Here is a 16,907-nt window from a genome sequence, read left to right on the forward strand (position 1 = left end):
AATCCTGCCCCCATCTAATCTGTTCCCATCGGGCGATCCGTCAAGCGGCGCTCCGCTGTGCCCAAGGCACGTTGATGCGGATCTTACAGGACCTGTCTGGAATGTTACACCACCTGTTTGAATTGCAGCCCTTCACGCTGGTGTGATCAAACTGCACTGCGGATCTGGCGGCAGCCACTTTTTACCCTTTGCGCAAACTTTCCCGCGCCAGCGCTGCGATCAGGTCGTTGCGGGCGACGATTCCCACCAAACGGCCTTCTGCAACCACCGGAACTGCATCATAGCCGCCATCCCCGAGGATCGGCAATAACGTGCCGAGACGGGTATCGGGGTCCACTTGCGGCAGGGTTGTGGCCATGATGTGCCGTGCCCTGACAGGCTCGGGGCGGCGCGGTGTCAACAGGCGTTGCATTGCGGCCCCGAAACGACGGTTCAGTCGCAAGGCATCCTCGCGGGCGCGGCGGATCAGGTGGATCTGGAAAATCACGCCAAGGTACTGACCGCTTTTGTCGATCACCGGAAGCGTGGTGAACCCGTGTTTGCGAAACAGGTCCGCAACTCTGCCCACCCGCATCTCCGGTCCCACTGTGATCAGATCGCGGGACATGATGTCCTTAGCTGTCATCGGCCCGCTGCGCTGCCCCGCAGCCTGCATTTCAGCCGCCCCGATCAGCCGCGCAAGATCCTCCACCCCGAGGTTCAGAGACTGGCGGTATTGTTGCAGGATCGCGGTAAGGTCATCCTCGCTCAGCCCCAGACGTTCGATTGCAGGGGGGTCTTGGGTGCCGCGCTCATTGGGGTCATCAAACTGGCGGAAGGGATAGTGGCGTTTGGTCAGGGGCGCATAGATCATCGCCCCTGCAACCAGAACCGCCGTGCCCAGCGCCACAGGGGATAGGGCAAAGAAAAAGCCACTCTCGCGGATCACATCAGGGTTCAGCGCGGCGGTCATGGCCACAGCCCCGCCCGGTGGATGAACCGAGCGCGTGACCATCATCGCCACCAGCGCCAGCGCAACCGCCAGCCCCACCCGCATGGTGGGGTCTTCCACGCTTAGGCAGACGGCAACACCGACAAGTGCAGAGACCGTATTCCCCACCACTGCCGCCCAAGGCTGGGCCAGCGGAGCGTTCGGCACCCCGAACAGCAAAACCGCACTGGCCCCGAAGGGGGCAATCATGAACAGTCCCAATCGCGGATCAAGAAACGGGATCATCACCCCCACCAGCCCCAGCCCGAGCAATGCGCCACAGCTGGCACGGGCGATCTCGGCTGGTGGCACGCCGCTAATGGCAGGACCAAGCCCGCGCCACATATGGCCCAGATACTGTCTGATCTGCATCGGGAAACCGCCCTTTCAACCATTGCCCCGTTGGGCGTCGGACCCGAGGTATATCGCCCCTGTGCGCAGGCACAACCACGGATTACCCTGCGTAAAGCGCTGAAACCGACCGCGTTACCGGTTTTACAGCCCCGTGCGGTCCCACAGCCGGTAGGCCATGACCGAAGGCGCCAGAAACCACGGGTTGCCTTGATAGAAAGGCCGCGTCGGGAAGGGGATTTTGTTAAAGGCGGTCATTCCGCGCGGGTCATCCACCGCCTGTTGCCCGATGCGCATACCCATGTAGCTCGACATGCCAACGCCGGACCCGCAATAGCCCATCGCGTAGAACAGACCGTCATCCTGCCCTGCGTGCATCAGCGTATCAAAGGTATAGCCCACCAGTCCGGTCCAGCTGTGGCTGATCTTTGTTGCCGACAGCTCGGGGAAAATCCGCACCATTTCGCGGTGCAGGCGCGGGCCGCTGACCGAGGGATCGGATTCCTGCAAGGACACCCGCCCGCCAAACAGGATACGTTTGCGATCCGGCGAGCGGCGGTAATAATAGACCAGCTTGCGGCTGTCACAAATGTTGCGGTCCGTTGGTATCAGACGGTTGATAAGCGCTTCGGGCAGTTCTTCGGTAGCAATGATATAGGACCCGATCGGAATCAAGCGACGCCGCTGCCACGGGGCAATGGCCCCAGTGTAACCGTTGGTGGCTAGGATCACCCGCGTTGCCTCTAGCGGTCCTTTGGCAGTGTCCAGCACAAAACCGCCGTTCTGCCGTTTCAGGCCGGTCACACCGCAATGGGAATGGATCTGCGCACCGGCCTGTCGCGCCACGCCCAGCAAGCCCTGATGATAAAGCGCCGGATGAAGATTGGCGTGGCGGGGATAGACCATGCCGCCGAAATAGGCCTCTGTTCCCAACTCCGCCGGCATGTCAGCTTTTGACACCAAATAGGCATCCGTTTTCAGATAGCTGCCAGCGGCCACCTCTTTGACCATCTTGTCGTATTGGCGCGGGCTATGGGCGCCGTCAAACCGGCCCGCCCCGTTGAAATGACAATTGATCCCTTCCGCGCGGATAAACTCTTCTACGTAATCCCGAGAGGATTGCCCCTCTTGCAGAATGCCTTCTGCGATCTCTTGGCCATAGCGTTTCGTCAGCGTCTCCAGCCCAAATTTCACAGAGGTGGAAATCTGCCCGCCATTGCGCGTGCTCGCCCCGAAGCCAAGCGCTTTTGCCTCCAGCACCACGGTAGAGCGCCCTGCCCGCGCGCATTGGACCGCCGCTTGCAATCCGGTATACCCGGAGCCGATAATCGCCACATCCACCTTCTTGCGGGGCAGATCCTGTGTTGTACGCTCTGCAATGGGGGCGGCCTCCCACCAGTAGGGCGTCTGTTTGTAATCCTCTGTGAACATGGTTGCTCTGCCTGTTGCTGTTGGCGTTACGAATGGTCCTGCAAAATCAGGTCCGCAGCTTTTTCCCCGACCATAACAGCCGGAGCGTTTGTGTTGCCAGAGGTTACTGTGGGAAAGATCGAGGCATCCACCACCCGCAATCTGTCCATCCCGTGCAGTTTCAGCCGTGCGTCCACCACATCGGTTTTCGCGTCCGGCCCCATCTTGCAAGTGCCGACCGGATGGAACACCGTGCCGACCTTCTCGCGAATGTATTCGATAAAGGCGGCATCATCCTGCGCCTGTGGACCGGGTGCAATTTCGGAGTCGATGATGTCCTGAAAGGCGGGCGCGGCAGCCAGCTTGCGCATGAAGTACATCCCTTCCAGCATTTCCTGCATGTCAAGTTCGGTAGACAGGTAGTTCGGGTGGATTTCAGGGGCTTGCGCCGGATCGGCAGAGCGGATTGCCAGATACCCGCGACTGGTCGGGTGCATCGGTTGCGTTCCCAGCAGAAAGCCCGCAAAGGGATCGGGGTTCATCAACGGCCGCTTGCCCGGAGGCGCCTTGGTATAGCTGACCGGCGAGAAAAACACCTGCATGTTGGGACGGTTCAGCCCCGGACGGGAGCGGATAAACCCGCCCCCCTGATTGACCCCGAGCGATAGCGGACCGCCCCGTGTCAGCACATAGCGCATACCTTGCAACAGCTTGCCGTGCCATGAATGCAACTGGTTGTTCAGCGTCGGCACTTTGGAGCGGTAAAGTAAATCAATCCCCAGATGATCCTGCAGGTTCTGACCGACACCGGCCACGTCCCTGACCACCTCTATTCCTTTGGATTTCAGCAGTTTTGCAGGCCCAACACCGGAGAGTTGCAGCAGTTGGGGCGAATTGATCGCACCCGCGGACAGGATCACTTCGCGCGCTGCAAAAGCCTGTTTAATCTTGCCATTCTGGGCGTATTCCACACCAATGGCACGTCCGTTTTCAAATATCACCCGCTGCGCCAGTGCACGTTTTTCCACCCGCAGGTTGCGCCGCTTGCGCGCAGGGCGGATATAGGCCCGCGCCGTGGACATACGCATCCCGCCGCGTGCGGTGTTCTGATAGGTGCCGAGCCCTTCCTGACTGGCGCCGTTGAAATCGGCGTTGCGCGGAATCTGGATCTGTTCACCGGCTGTGATGTAGTTCTGGCAGATCGGATGCAGGAAGCGGTCCATCGTTCCCACATGCAGCGGACCGGAATCGCCGCGAAATTCGCATCCGCCCCGATCATTGGTTTCCGCTTTCTTGAAATAGGGCAGCACATCGTCCCAGCCCCAGCCCGGATTGCCCATATCCTTCCAGCCGTCGAAATCCTGCGCCTGCCCGCGAATATAGACCATCGCGTTGATGGAACTGGACCCGCCCATCACCTTGCCCCGCGGCCAGTAGGACACGCGGTTGTTCAGCTCTGGATTGGGCTCTGTTTCATACATCCAGTTGACGCTACGTTTGTAGAAGGTCTTGCCATAGCCGATGGGCAGCCAGATCCAGAAATTCAGATCACTGCCCCCCGCTTCCAGCAGCAACACCTTATACTTTCCGTTCTCGCTCAGCCGGTTGGCCAGCACGCAACCCGCCGAGCCTGCGCCAACGATGATAAAATCCACCTGTTCCATCTCAGACTTCCCTAACTTCAGGACTTGGGATCGCGCTGGATCACGACGCTGATCAAGGCCAGCAAACCAGACCCGACGATCAGGAAGAATGACACAGCATTCAGCACAGGTGTAGAGCCGACTTTGGCCATCCGGTCATACATCGTGATGGTCAGAGGCGACTCCGATCCAACCAGGAACAGTGTGGTGTTGAAATTCTCAAACGACACCAGAAAGGCGACAATTCCCGCCGCAATCATGGCAGGGCGCAGGAATGGCAGGGTCACAGTGCGCAACACCTGCGCACGGCTCGCCCCGAGGTTCAGGGCAGCTTCCTCCAACGAGGTGTCAAATTTCTTCAAACGTGCCGTGATCACCAGCGAGGTGATGGTGGTGACAAAACTGAACTGGCCAAAGACAACCAGCAGGATTCCCGGACGCAGGAATTCCAGTTCCAGATTAAACCGGTCCTCTACCCCGTTGGCGATATTGCTGGCCATGACCAGAATGGAAATCCCAAGGATCACGCCGGGAATAACCAGCGGCAGGATCATCAGGATGTAAAAGAAGTTCTTGGCGGGAAAGTTGCCGCGCACAAACAGGAACGCATTGGTGGTGCCGACGAACACCGACAGCAGCGCAACCATCACGCCGATGACGCCGGAATAATACAGCCCCCGCAGCAGGCGGCGGTCGTGAAACATACCAAGCTTGGGCTCGCTATCGTTAAAGAACCAGTCGAGCGTGAACCCCTGCCACGGCAGCGCCGGAAACAGCGAGTCGTTAAAGGCAAAACTGCCTGCCGCTACCAAAGGCGCGGCCAAAAAGATAAAGAACGCCGCTATATAAGCGCGGTAGCCCAGCAGAAAGGCGCGATTTTTGGTGGATGATGCCATGTCCGGTCCCTCCCCTTCAGCTTTTCGCAACAGTGTTGGCCAGCGTCTGCCCCGTCAGGCGCAAACCGATCCACACAACGACAGATGTAAAGGCCAGCAGCAGGAAGCCAAAGGCCGCGCCGCTCTCCCAGTTGAAGCGGGTGATAAACTGGTCGTAGATCTGTTCGGTAAACCAGCTGGAATTCTTGCCGCCCAAAAGGATCGGCGTCAGATAGCTGCCCGCCGTCATCATGAACACTACGATACAGCCCGACACGATGCCGGGCATGGCATAGGGCACGATGATACGGCGCAGCACGGTGAACCCGTTGCCGCCCAGATTATACCCCGCCTCGATCATGGCGTTGTCCATCCCGTCAAGGGTTGAGACAAGGGGCACGATCATGAACAGGATCACGGTATAAACCAGCCCTATGATTACCGTGATGTCGTTGTAGAGAAACTCTATCGGCTGTTTGATCAGGCCAATATCCGTCAGAAAACTGGAAATCACGCCGGTTTCCCGCAGCAGCAAAATCCAGCCGAAAGCGCGGATCAGATCGCTGACCCACAAAGGGATCAGACACAGCAGAAACAGCGCCCCGCGGGATCGTTTGCCCGCGATTTTGGCGATGTAATAGGCAATCGGAAAGCCGATCAGCAGCGCCAGAAACGTCACCAGAATAGACATGGAACCGGTGCGCAGCAGCGTGTTCCAGTAAATCGGCTCGTTTATGAAATCAATGTAATTGCCAAAGCCGAACTCATAGACGCGGGGCGCCACTTTTTCGCGCAGGGACAGCACAACCATCCCCATATGGGGCAGGATAATCAGCAAGGCGATCCACAGCGCAAAGGGTGCGAACAGCAGGATCAGGGAAAGGCGTTTGATGTCAGATTGCATATCGCCCCCTATACCGCAAAGCACATGGTTTGCGCAGCGGACCATTCCAGCGTGACGTCATCCCCCGCGCGCAAATCCTCTGCCCCGCCGGTGACAACCACATCTGCTTCGATCAGCTCCCCCACGGGATCGCGTACCAGAACGCGGCTGTTGGCCCCGTTGAACAGAACGGAATCCACACGCCCCTGCAGCGCGTTTTGCGCGTTGCCACTGCCTTCAGAGGATGTCTTGCGGGCTGTGATAAATTCGGGGCGCACAAAGATTGAAACCTCCTTGCCGGTGCTGATCCCCTGCCCCACGGCCCGCGCACTGGTCATTACCAGCCCTGCCTCTGTCTCTACACGGTATTCCCCGCCTTCCACAGCAGTGACACGTCCGGACCAGCGGTTGGAATCCCCGACGAACCCCGCCACGAATGATGTTTGCGGGTTGTGATAGAGGTCTTCGGGGCGGCCGATCTGTTCAAAACGGCCCTCGTTCATAATGGCGACGTGATCGGACATGACCAGCGCTTCGGACTGGTCGTGGGTGATATAAATAAAGGTGGTGTTGAACTGGTGTTGCAGCAGTTTAAGCTCGATCTTCATCGCCTCGCGCAGTTTCAGGTCAAGCGCCCCAAGCGGTTCATCCAGCAACAGCACATCAGGGTCCATCACCATGCAGCGGGCAATCGCGATCCGCTGCTTCTGGCCACCCGAAAGCTGGTGAATTTCGCGATCTGCCACATCCGGCAGGGCTATCCGCTCTAGCACATCCCGCACTTTACGTTCGATTTCCGCCTTATCCGTCCCGATACAGCGTAATCCGTAAGCGATGTTTTCATAGACGTTCATCATCGGAAACAGCGCGAGATGCTGGAACACCATCTTCACGTTCCGCTTGTTAGGCGGCGTGTTCAGAACCGATTTCCCCTTGATCTGGATATCGCCGGAAGTGGGGTCCTCGAAACCTGCGATCATCCGCATCAAGGTTGTCTTGCCACAGCCCGACGGCCCGAGGATCGAAAAGAAAGACCCCTTGGGAATTTTGAACGACACATCATCTACAGCGCGCACAGCCCCGAACGATTTGTGGATATTGCTGCATTCCAGATCGTATGCAGGATCAAGGGCCGGATCGGTCAGTGTGGCAGTGTTCATTCGGAAATCCGTTGGTCAGTGTCGTGGGAAAAGGGCGCCAGATGGCAGATAGAAAAAGGGCGGCGTCATGGTGAACGCCGCCCCTTCTACTGGACAGGTTTAGCCGCCAGTGGCCGCTTTGATTTTCTCAAGCGTTTTGCCTTCCATATCCTCGACACCGGCGGGGATGTTGGCAAAGAACTTCAGGTTGGCAATATCTGCGTCGGTAAAGGCCGCAGTCACCGCGTTGCGCTTGTCTTCCGGCAGCAGCTCCAGCCCGCCTTTGACAGCGGCAATCGCGCCGGTGCTGCCGGACATGATCGTTACGTTCTCAGGCTCCAGCACGAAGTTGATCCACTTGTAGGCCGCATCATCCGCCTTGCCCTTGCGGGGCAGCGCAAATGTGTCGATCCATGCCAGTGCCCCAGTTTCGGGTGGCACAAACACGATGTCCTTGTTCTGACCATAAAGCTTATAGGCTGTGGAATCCCATGTTTCAGAGGCCACAATCTCACCCGACAGCATCATGGCGGACAGATCGTCGCCGCCTTTCCAATAGGCTTTGATGTTGGATTTGCAGTCGATCAGTTTTTCGGCCACTTCGTCCAGAATCTGCTGGTATTTATCCAGATCGGAATAGGCGGCAAACGGATCATGCCCCATGGAAAACGCAGTGCCAAGCAGAATGGTCCGCTTCAGGCGCATAGAGGTTTTGCCTTCATATTTCGGATCGCACAGATCACCCCAGCCTTTGAAATCCGGTGCCACGGATTTGTTTGCCATCAGACCCGATGTGCCCCACTGATGCGGAACCGCATAAACTTCACCGTCGATGGTGGTATTGGCCTTCACGCCCTCCAGATGGGAGGTCTCCATCACAGAGGTGTCAATCTTGGACAGGTCCAGCGGTTTGTAGATGTCATATTCCATCTGCGCGGCGTGAATACGGTCGTGGCTTGGCTGTGCAAGGTCAAACCCCGCACCGCCGGTGGCCCGCAGCTTGGCGATCATTTCCTCGTTGTTGGAAAAGGTCACTTCCACGTCAATATCGGGATAGCGTTCCTCAAACTTTTGCACCAGTTCCTCGGGCGCATAAGACCCCCAAGTCAGCAGACGCAGTGTTTCGGCATGTGCGATCGAGGCCGTAGACAGCAGCAGCGCCGCCATCAGACCCGTGATTTTTGTTTTATGTTTCATAATGTACTCCCTGAAGTATCAACGCGGCAGCGTCGGGTTCTAGTCAGTCGCACGTGAACCTTAGAAAGGCATTGGACTGCGACTCATATCCATTGCCGAATTCTTATCAGACCAATTTGTAACAGGATTATATATCAAGGGCGGGCAATCCAGACAAAATTCTAAGCCCCGTCTGAATATCATCGGGCTTTGCACTGCCAAACCCGAGCACAAGCGCATTTTGTTCAACAGGCGTTAGACAATAGCGGGCCAGCGGCGCCGTAATGACGTTGCGTTCACGCGCTTGCGCCACCAGCGCAGCGCTGTCCACGCGGCGATCCAGAAACGCCGTGGTGTGAAATCCGCTGCGGGTCGGCTGGACCTGTATCGTTGCTGGCAGCGCCTTTGACGCCTGCATCAGCACATCATATCGGGCCTTGTAAAGGCGGCGCATCATGCGGATGTGGGTGGCAAACTGACCCTCATCCATGAAATCCGAAACAATCGCCTGTGTTGCCGTGGACGGGCCGCTGATCCAGCTTGTGAATACCTGATCGAACACCGGCACCAGACTGTCGGGCGACAGGATAAAGCCCAGCCGGATAGAGGGAAACAGGGTCTTCGAGAAGGTGCCCACATAGATCACTCGGTCCTGCGTATCTATGCTTTTCAGCGCGGGTTGCACCCGATCCGAAAAATGGAACTCGCCGTCATAATCATCCTCGACAATCATCGCATTGGCGGAACGGGCGGCATCCAGCAGTGCCAGACGCCGTGGCAGAGACATCACATGGCCAAGGGGTTGCTGGTGGGACGGAGTGACAAAAGCCAGCCGGAAATCCGGCGCAAGCTGCGAGCCCCGCTCCACATCCAGCCCGTCCCCGTCCACCGGCACCGGCACCAGTTGCGCCCCGTTCGCCACCAGCGCATTGCCAGCCCCGATAGCACCGGGGTTTTCGTACCAGACCTTATCGCCGCTGTTCAGCAGCACACGCCCGAGGATCGAAAACGCCTGCTGCGCCCCGCCGGTGACGAAAATCTGCTCCGGCCTGCATTTGATCCCCCGCGCCGCGTTCAGATGGCTGGCAATAGAGCGGCGCAACCGGTCCAGCCCTTGCGGTGGTCCGTAGCCCATGATTTCGTCCCGATTGCCCCGCAGGTGGCGCGCCGAGATCCGCGCCCAATGGGTCATCGGAAACGCCTCCAGCGCGGGGAGCGCGGTGATGAAAGCCTGACTTTTATGGGGCAGCCGCTGGCGGGGGGCAAAATTCTCCAGCGCTGTGGTGAACCTTTCGGAAAGTTGCGGCTTGGCCTGCGCCTCCTTCGGGGGGGATTGCGCCTGCTTTCCACCCTCAGGCTGCGCCAGCACGTCACTCACATAGGTTCCAGCGCCGACACGGGATACCAGCATCCCTTCGGACACAAGCCGGTCGATAGCATCAATTACGGTCGTACGCGACACGCCGATCTCTTTGGCAAGCGTACGACTGGCCGGAAGCCGTCGGCCCACGCCAAGACCGCCCGTCAGGATAATCTCGCGCAGGGCCATATAAAGCTGCACACTGATCTTGCGATCTGATCCCCGTTCAATGCGGATAGAGGACAGCAGGGCCCCGGCCTGTTGCTTCACTGTGCATCCCCCATATTGGACCGCTCCTATTGTCGGAATGGACCTACTGTAAGGTCCAATTTCTTTTATGGTCAACGCCAAAGATTTCAGACCTGCCCAGCCTAGCGGAGCCTCCCCCATGAAGATCAAATCCATCGAAACCTTCAGCACGGAATTCGTCAGCTTCACCCGTGTGACCACTGACACAGGGGCGCAAGGCTGGGGTCAGGTCGCGCCCTATTATGCCGACATCACAGCCCAAGTGCTGCACCGGCAGGTGGCACCCTATGCGCTGGGCTGGGATGCCTATGACGTGGATGGCATTCTGGATTTCGTGCGCGACCGCGAACACAAATTCCCCGGTTCCTACCTGCGCCGCGCTATGGGCGGGCTGGAAACAGCCCTTTGGGATTTGCGCGGCAAGGTAGAGGGCAAACCGGTCTGCACCCTAATGGGCGGCAGCCCCGGCGATTTCCGCGCCTACGGATCGTCCATGAAGCGGGACATAGCGCCCAAGGATGAAGCAGAGCGGCTGGTCCGGCTACGCGATGAAAAGGGCTTTGACGCCTTCAAATTCCGCATTGGCGCGGAAGTGGGCCGCGACCGCGACGAATGGGAAGGCCGCACCGAAGAAATCGTCCCCACCATGCGCCGCGCCATGGGCGATGATGTGGCGCTGCTGGTCGATGCCAATTCCTGTTATTCCCCGAAACGGGCGATTGAGGTTGGCAAGATGCTGATCGACAACGGCATTTCCCATTATGAAGAACCCTGCCCCTATTGGGAGTTTGCCCAGACCAAAGAAGTGACAGACGCATTGGATCTGGACATCACAGGGGGGGAGCAGGATTGTATGATGGCCAACTGGCAGCAGATGATTGACGGTCGGATCGTGGATATTGTGCAGCCGGATGTGCTCTACCTCGGGGGTATGTCCCGCACGATGCGGGTGGCCAAAATGGCCGCGGATGCGGGGATTCCGGTCACACCTCATGCAGCGAACCTGTCGCTGGTTACGCTATTTACGATGCACCTGTTGCGGGCCATTCCCAATGCGGGCAAATATCTGGAGTTTTCCATCGAGGGGCTGGATTATTACCCCTGGCAAGAGAATCTGTTCACCCGCGACCCCTATGAAATCCGCGATGGCAAGGCCACTGTGACAGACGCGCCCGGTTGGGGAATTGAAATCAATCCCGAATGGCTCGACAAGGCAGAGTATCGCAAGTCCGAACTGGAGAGATGAGACGATGCTTCCTTGGGTTCATTCCCACGGGGGCACGTAAAAGGACGTTTTGATCTGATCCATCACCACGGTGGTTTTGAACCCTTTGATGTCAGGATTATCATACAGAAACGTGCGGGTGAAACCTTCGTATTCCTTGATGTCGCGGGCGCTGATGATCAGCACGAAATCACTGTCGCCCGTGACGTAATAGGCGCTCATCACAATGGGTTCGTTTCGCACGGCCTTTTTGAAGTGGTCGATAATGTCAGAGCGGTCCCGTTCAAGCTGGACAGAGACAATCATGGTTAACGTGCGCCCCACATCCGCTCCGGAAATGATCGAAATATCCCCCTTGATCACCTTGTCTTTGCGCAGCCGGTTCAACCGGCGCTGGGCAGAGGTCGGGGACAGGCCGATCCGCTCTGCCAGTTGAGTCGAAGTCAGTTGGTTGTTCTGCTGCACTTCATGCAGAATTTTGCGATCAAAATCATCTAATGCGGGGGTTTTGGCAGCCATTCGATCAATCCTTGCATAAATTAGGCGCAAACCTAACAGATTTGCATCGTTTCGTCACGGCGCGTTGCTATGCTGCGCGCAACACACACGAAAGGGCGTAGCTATGCTGAACAATGACCAACTGGCCGAATGGGACCGCGAGAATTTCTTCCATCCCTCCACACATCTGGCGCAACATGCGCGGGGGGAAACCCCGACACGGGTCATCAGCGGCGGCGACGGCGTCCACATCACCGATCGCGACGGCCGCCGGATGCTGGATGCTTTTGCAGGGCTTTACTGCGTGAATGTGGGCTACGGGCGCACCGAAATTGCCGAGGCGATCGCCAAACAAGCCCATGAACTAGCCTATTACCATTCCTATGTGGGCCACGGCACCGAAGCCTCCATCACGCTGGCCAAGATGATTCTGGACCGCGCACCGGACAATATGTCCAAAGTCTATTTCGGGCAAAGCGGCTCTGACGCGAACGAGACCAACATCAAACTGGTCTGGTATTACAACAATATCCTTGGCCGCCCTGAAAAGAAAAAGATCATTTCGCGCTGGCGCGGGTATCACGGCTCCGGTCTGATGACAGGCTCGCTGACGGGTCTGGAACTGTTCCACAATAAATTCGACCTGCCCCTGTCCCAAGTGATCCACACAGAGGCGCCCTATTATCTGCGCCGCAAGGATGCCGCGATGACACCGGCAGAATTTGCGGCCGATTGCGCGGCGAAACTGGAAGAGCTGATCCTCGCAGAAGGCCCTGACACGGTTGCCGCCTTCATCGGGGAACCTATTCTGGGCACCGGCGGCATCGTGCCCCCGCCCGAAGGCTATTGGGAGGCGATTCAGGCTGTTCTGAAGAAATACGACATCCTGCTGATCGCGGATGAGGTCGTCACCGGCTTTGGTCGTCTGGGCAGCATGTTCGGCTCGGACCACTACGGGATCGAGGCTGACATCATCACCATCGCCAAGGGTCTGACTTCGGCCTACGCGCCGCTGTCCGGTTCCATCGTGTCGGATAAAGTCTGGAAAGTGCTGGAAAACGGCACCGATGAAAACGGTCCTATCGGTCACGGCTGGACCTATTCTGCCCACCCGATCGGGGCCGCAGCCGGAGTTGCCAACCTGAACCTGATTGACGAGATGGGACTGGTTGATAACGCCGGAAAAACCGGACGCTATCTGAACACGGCCCTGAAAAACGCGCTGGCGGATCATCCCAATGTGGCCGAAGTCCGCGGCGAGGGTCTGATGTCTGCGGTTGAATTTGCCGACACAACCGAACCGCTCAACTTTTTTGATGCATCCCGCAAGATCGGCCCGTCGATTTCCGCTGCAATGGCCAGCCGCGATGTGATTGCCCGTGCCATGCCGCAGGGCGACATCATCGGCTTTGCCCCGCCGCTGTGCATCACTGAATCCGAAGTGGATCATGTGGTTGACGTGACCGTTCAGGCCGTCAAGGAGGTGCTGGGTTAACTTATCGCCCACCACCAAAGTAGCGAGGCGCAGCGGTCCAACCGTCTGCGCCTTTTTCCCGTCTGATACAGCGCCCGCGTCCGGCATGGGACGCCATCGTGTTGGCCCCACACGCGAGGTGTCTACAAAAATGCAATAATACCTTTGCAAAATTCGACAGCGCATGATCTGTCAAAGCCGCATAAACTCGGAATTGTAGGGACGTTTCAGCAGAGATCATTGCCATTCGAGCGCGCTGCGCTGGGAAACCTTTGCATTGGCGCCGGAGATCACCCTACGACAGGGAAAAAGACAGGCGACAAGGATACACGCGTGAAATTACTGGTTGGGAAACATGCAGGACGAAACGCCGTCTTTGCAGTCAATGACGATGCAGCCACAAATCTTTCCCTCTTATCCAGCGATGTCGGCGCGGACCTCAGATCTCTGCTAACGAATCCCGAATTGCTCCAAAGCCTGTCAGCGCGGATTGCCGGATCGGACAAGGTGGCGGTTGGCGACATTATCCCTGCCCTGCCCGTTGAGCGTCCGGGCAAGACGATTTGTCTGGGGCTGAACTATGCCGATCATGCCAAGGAAGGGGGCTATGATATGCCCAGCTACCCTGCCCTGTTCATGCGCGGTCTGGAATCCCTCATGCCCTCCGGTGCGCCGATGGTGCGGCCCAAAAGTTCGACCAAACTGGACTATGAAGCAGAGCTGATGGTGATCATTGGCAAAGGCGGGCGGCATATTTCACCTGACACAGCGCTTGATCATGTGTTCGGCTATACCGTGTTCAACGACGGCTCTGTGCGGGATTACCAGCGAAAGACCCCGCAATGGACGCCGGGCAAAAACTTTGACAACACCGGCGCTGTCGGCCCCTATGTGGTAACGCCCGATGAATTGCCCTCCGGCGCCAGCGGGCTGAGGATCGAATCCCGTGTCGGCTCTGAAATCCTGCAAAGCGCCAATACGTCCGAAATGATGTGGCCTGTGCATAAAACCATCGCGACGATCTCGGAATTTGCCACGCTCAACCCCGGTGACATGATCGCTATGGGCACCCCGCCGGGTGTCGGCCATGCCCGCACGCCGCCCCGTTTTCTCAAGCCCGGTGAAGTGATCGAGGTAGAGATCGAAGGCATCGGCATCTGTTCCAATCCGGTGGTAGACGAAGACTGACCCCGACCAAATTTTTCAAAAAAATTCGGAACCCTCCCGCGCTGGAGTCTTGTTGTGATTTTATAATCACTTCGACGGAGGGAATGATGAAAGACAGCAACCACAAAGGGTCTTATGGCCGTTTCTTTGCAATGGTCGGCACTTCAACAGCGGTGATGTTCGGGCTGATGTATCTCAACACCTATGCCGTGGACCACGTATTTTTTAGTGAAACACGGTTTTACATGACCTTCATCATGGGGGCCGTCATGGCGGTTGTCATGCTGACGTTCATGTTGGGTATGTACCAGAATAAGACTGTGAATGCAGCAATTTACGTAGGGTCGGCGCTGGTCTTTGCCATCGCGCTCTGGCTCGTGCGTTCGCAGGAAACCGTGCAGGATGTCAGTTGGATGAAGGCGATGATTCCCCACCACTCGATTGCGATTCTCACCAGCGAGCGGGCAGAAATCAGCGATCCCCGTGTCAGGGAGCTGGCCAATTCCATTATCGAGGCCCAACAGAAAGAAATCGGAGAGATGAAAACCCTCATCGCGGATCTGGAGTCCCGTTAAAACGGGAGCCAGAAATATGGTGGGCGACCCTGGAATCGAACCAGGCATGAGTCGCCTCGGCGGAGTTACAGTCCGCTGCCGCACCTTGCAGCACGTCGCCCAACGCCGCCCGATTTAGCGGGGGTGTTGGGTGGCGTCAACCACTAATCTGCATCAATCTTGCATCTTGTTCATCCCCAGCCCCTTGCGGTGGCTTCTGGCATCTGCGACACGGGATAAACACGGCAGCAAGGGCATAGGATCATGGCCAGAAAACCCAAGAAACCCACATGGGTTGTTGAAAAAGAGCGGGAAAAACGCGGGGATACGCCAGTGACGGTCTGGTTGTTCGGCCTGCATGCAGTGCGCGATGCGCTGATGAATCCCGCCCGAGTCAAACACCGGCTGATCCTGACCCCCAATGCTCAGGCCAAGCTGGAGGATGCCATTGCTGCGGCCAATATCGAACCCGAGGTTCAGGACCCGCGTAAATTCTCTGCGCCGCTGGATGCGCAATCCGTGCATCAGGGGGCCGCGCTGGAAGTGGACCCGCTTATCTGGGGCAGCCTGTCCGAACGCTGTGCGCCGCGCGGTGAAAACCCTGTGGTGTTGCTGCTCGATCGGGTGAGCGATCCCCACAATATCGGTGCGATCCTGCGCTCTGCCGAAGTGTTCGGCGCCCGCGCTGTCATCGCCCCCCACCGCCACTCTGCGCCGGAAACCGGTGCGCTTGCGAAAACCGCATCCGGTGCGCTGGAGCGGCAACCCTATCTGCGGGTGCAAAATCTGGCGACATCCATGAAAGCCCTGAAAGAAATGGGATATTTCATCATCGGGCTGGACGGTCTGGGGGAAAGCGATCTGGCTGAAGAGCTGACGAAATCGGCCCGGATGCCTGTTGCTCTGGCCCTTGGAGCCGAGGGTCCGGGATTGCGGCAACTGACCCGTGAAAGCTGTGACATCATCGCGAAAATCCGGTTTGCCGGCGGATTCGGCTCTCTCAACGTGTCCAATGCTGCGGCGGTTGGACTGTATGAGGCCGCGCGCCTGCGCTAGCGGCGGCTCTGCTCACGCCCGCTCACATCAACGTGTGCCCCGTAGAGCGGAGCGAAATCATCGGCTAGCGTTATCTCCAGAATACTGTCCGGAGACCGCCATGAACCTTAACCGCCGCGCCCTCCTCGCGCTTTACGCCGCTTCTGCTGTGACGCTGGTGGCACCGATGGCAGCCGCCAAAACCCCGCCAGTCTATACCGAAGGGGCTGTCGCAATTGATGGCAGCGATGCAGTTGCCTATTTCAGCGCAGGCAAGCCGGTCGCCGGTTCCCCCGATCACGCAGTAGAATGGAACGGCGCCACATGGCTGTTCTCCTCTGCACAGAACGCAGCGATCTTCGCAGATGCTCCGGAGCGTTACGCGCCGCAATACGGTGGTTATTGTGCCTTTGCTATGGCCAACGGCTATATCGCGCCCACCGTGCCTGAAGCGTGGAGCATTGTGGACGGGAAACTCTACCTCAACTACAGCCTGAGCGTGCGTGAGCGTTGGCAGTCCGACACCGCAGGCCATATCGAAAAGGGCGACCGCAACTGGCCGGATGTGCTTAATCAATAGAATTTTGGGGTCACACAGGCAGCAGCAGCCCTGAAAGATCACTGCGCGGCATTGAACGCAGCACCTTCAAACACGCCGTGATCACGTTTTTATTACAAAGCCTTAACTCTGCGACAGAGTGTCCTAAATATCATTGCACTGGACGGGTCGATTGGAACTCCCCGTCTCTGACTACTGTCCCTCGTTCCACACCTTGCGCCTGAAACCTAACCGTTTCGGGCGCTTTTTTGTTTACCCTCCCCCCTTCGTTCTGTCGCTTTTCGGCTAGAGCCATAGCCCGCCCCCCGCTACACTCCGGTTATGAGCGAGACTTATTCA

The 16,907-nt window shown here is 57.8% G+C and carries 15 protein-coding genes and 1 tRNA gene; 6 read left to right on the plus strand and 10 right to left on the minus strand.

All coding sequences use genetic code 11. From position 1 onward, the window contains the following. Positions 1–181: 181 nt before the first annotated feature. From BFV97_RS05245 to pdxR, 8 genes are all read right to left on the minus strand, one after another. A complete protein-coding gene (locus tag BFV97_RS05245; protein WP_069299290.1) occupies positions 182–1,342 on the minus strand; it encodes an HPP family protein in 1,161 nt (386 codons plus the stop codon). A gap of 123 nt (positions 1,343–1,465) precedes the next feature. After that, the gene (locus BFV97_RS05250) at positions 1,466–2,752 is read right to left on the minus strand and encodes an NAD(P)/FAD-dependent oxidoreductase (RefSeq protein WP_069299291.1); all 1,287 of its coding nucleotides are present in this window, start codon (positions 2,750–2,752) and stop codon (positions 1,466–1,468) included. A 26-nt stretch (positions 2,753–2,778) separates the two neighbouring features. Beyond that, positions 2,779–4,395 carry a GMC family oxidoreductase gene (locus BFV97_RS05255; RefSeq protein WP_069299292.1) on the minus strand — a complete coding sequence of 539 codons (1,617 nt, stop codon included), beginning with the start codon at positions 4,393–4,395 and terminating at the stop codon, positions 2,779–2,781. 17 nt (positions 4,396–4,412) lie between these two features. After that, positions 4,413–5,270, minus strand: coding sequence for an ABC transporter permease (locus tag BFV97_RS05260; RefSeq protein WP_069299293.1), 858 nt, complete (start codon positions 5,268–5,270; stop codon positions 4,413–4,415). A gap of 16 nt (positions 5,271–5,286) precedes the next feature. Then, a complete protein-coding gene (locus BFV97_RS05265; RefSeq protein WP_069299294.1) occupies positions 5,287–6,153 on the minus strand; it encodes an ABC transporter permease in 867 nt (288 codons plus the stop codon). 8 nt (positions 6,154–6,161) lie between these two features. Further along, positions 6,162–7,292 carry an ABC transporter ATP-binding protein gene (locus tag BFV97_RS05270; protein ID WP_069299295.1) on the minus strand — a complete coding sequence of 377 codons (1,131 nt, stop codon included), beginning with the start codon at positions 7,290–7,292 and terminating at the stop codon, positions 6,162–6,164. Between the two features lie 99 nt (positions 7,293–7,391). After that, positions 7,392–8,468 carry an extracellular solute-binding protein gene (locus BFV97_RS05275; protein WP_069299296.1) on the minus strand — a complete coding sequence of 359 codons (1,077 nt, stop codon included), beginning with the start codon at positions 8,466–8,468 and terminating at the stop codon, positions 7,392–7,394. Positions 8,469–8,595: 127 nt separating this feature from the next. Continuing rightward, positions 8,596–10,077: a MocR-like pyridoxine biosynthesis transcription factor PdxR gene (gene pdxR, locus BFV97_RS05280; RefSeq protein WP_069299297.1), complete on the minus strand. Its 1,482-nt coding sequence runs from the start codon at positions 10,075–10,077 to the stop codon at positions 8,596–8,598. A 118-nt stretch (positions 10,078–10,195) separates the two neighbouring features. Between pdxR and BFV97_RS05285 the strand changes: the two genes are divergently transcribed. Then, positions 10,196–11,302: a mandelate racemase/muconate lactonizing enzyme family protein gene (locus tag BFV97_RS05285; protein ID WP_069299298.1), complete on the plus strand. Its 1,107-nt coding sequence runs from the start codon at positions 10,196–10,198 to the stop codon at positions 11,300–11,302. 18 nt (positions 11,303–11,320) lie between these two features. On the opposite strand, the gene BFV97_RS05290 is transcribed toward BFV97_RS05285, so the two are convergent. Next, positions 11,321–11,800 carry an Lrp/AsnC family transcriptional regulator gene (locus BFV97_RS05290; protein ID WP_069299299.1) on the minus strand — a complete coding sequence of 160 codons (480 nt, stop codon included), beginning with the start codon at positions 11,798–11,800 and terminating at the stop codon, positions 11,321–11,323. A 103-nt stretch (positions 11,801–11,903) separates the two neighbouring features. On the opposite strand from BFV97_RS05290, the gene BFV97_RS05295 reads away from it, so the two are divergent. The 3 genes from BFV97_RS05295 to BFV97_RS05305 all read left to right on the plus strand — a co-directional run bounded on the left by BFV97_RS05295 (position 11,904) and on the right by BFV97_RS05305 (position 14,995). After that, positions 11,904–13,274 carry an aspartate aminotransferase family protein gene (locus BFV97_RS05295; RefSeq protein ID WP_069299300.1) on the plus strand — a complete coding sequence of 457 codons (1,371 nt, stop codon included), beginning with the start codon at positions 11,904–11,906 and terminating at the stop codon, positions 13,272–13,274. Positions 13,275–13,586: 312 nt separating this feature from the next. Next, on the plus strand, positions 13,587–14,441 hold the full coding sequence (locus BFV97_RS05300) for a fumarylacetoacetate hydrolase family protein (protein ID WP_069299301.1): 855 nt from the start codon (positions 13,587–13,589) through the stop codon (positions 14,439–14,441). A gap of 86 nt (positions 14,442–14,527) precedes the next feature. Next, positions 14,528–14,995, plus strand: a complete 468-nt coding sequence (locus BFV97_RS05305; RefSeq protein ID WP_108721635.1) for a DUF305 domain-containing protein — start codon at positions 14,528–14,530, stop codon at positions 14,993–14,995. A 17-nt stretch (positions 14,996–15,012) separates the two neighbouring features. Here BFV97_RS05305 and BFV97_RS05310 read toward each other — a convergent pair. Further along, positions 15,013–15,096: transfer RNA gene (locus BFV97_RS05310), tRNA-Tyr, on the minus strand. Between the two features lie 142 nt (positions 15,097–15,238). On the opposite strand from BFV97_RS05310, the gene rlmB reads away from it, so the two are divergent. Together rlmB and BFV97_RS05320 are read left to right on the plus strand one after the other, a co-directional pair. Next, entirely contained in the window at positions 15,239–16,030 is a 792-nt protein-coding gene (gene rlmB, locus BFV97_RS05315; protein ID WP_069299303.1) for a 23S rRNA (guanosine(2251)-2'-O)-methyltransferase RlmB, read from the plus strand. Positions 16,031–16,130: 100 nt separating this feature from the next. Then, positions 16,131–16,589, plus strand: a complete 459-nt coding sequence (locus BFV97_RS05320; RefSeq protein WP_069299304.1) for a YHS domain-containing (seleno)protein — start codon at positions 16,131–16,133, stop codon at positions 16,587–16,589. Positions 16,590–16,907: the final 318 nt, after the last annotated feature.

The sequence above is a fragment of the Neptunicoccus sediminis genome (genome assembly GCF_001719615.1).
Classification (GTDB): Bacteria; Pseudomonadota; Alphaproteobacteria; order Rhodobacterales; family Rhodobacteraceae; genus Amylibacter; species Amylibacter sediminis.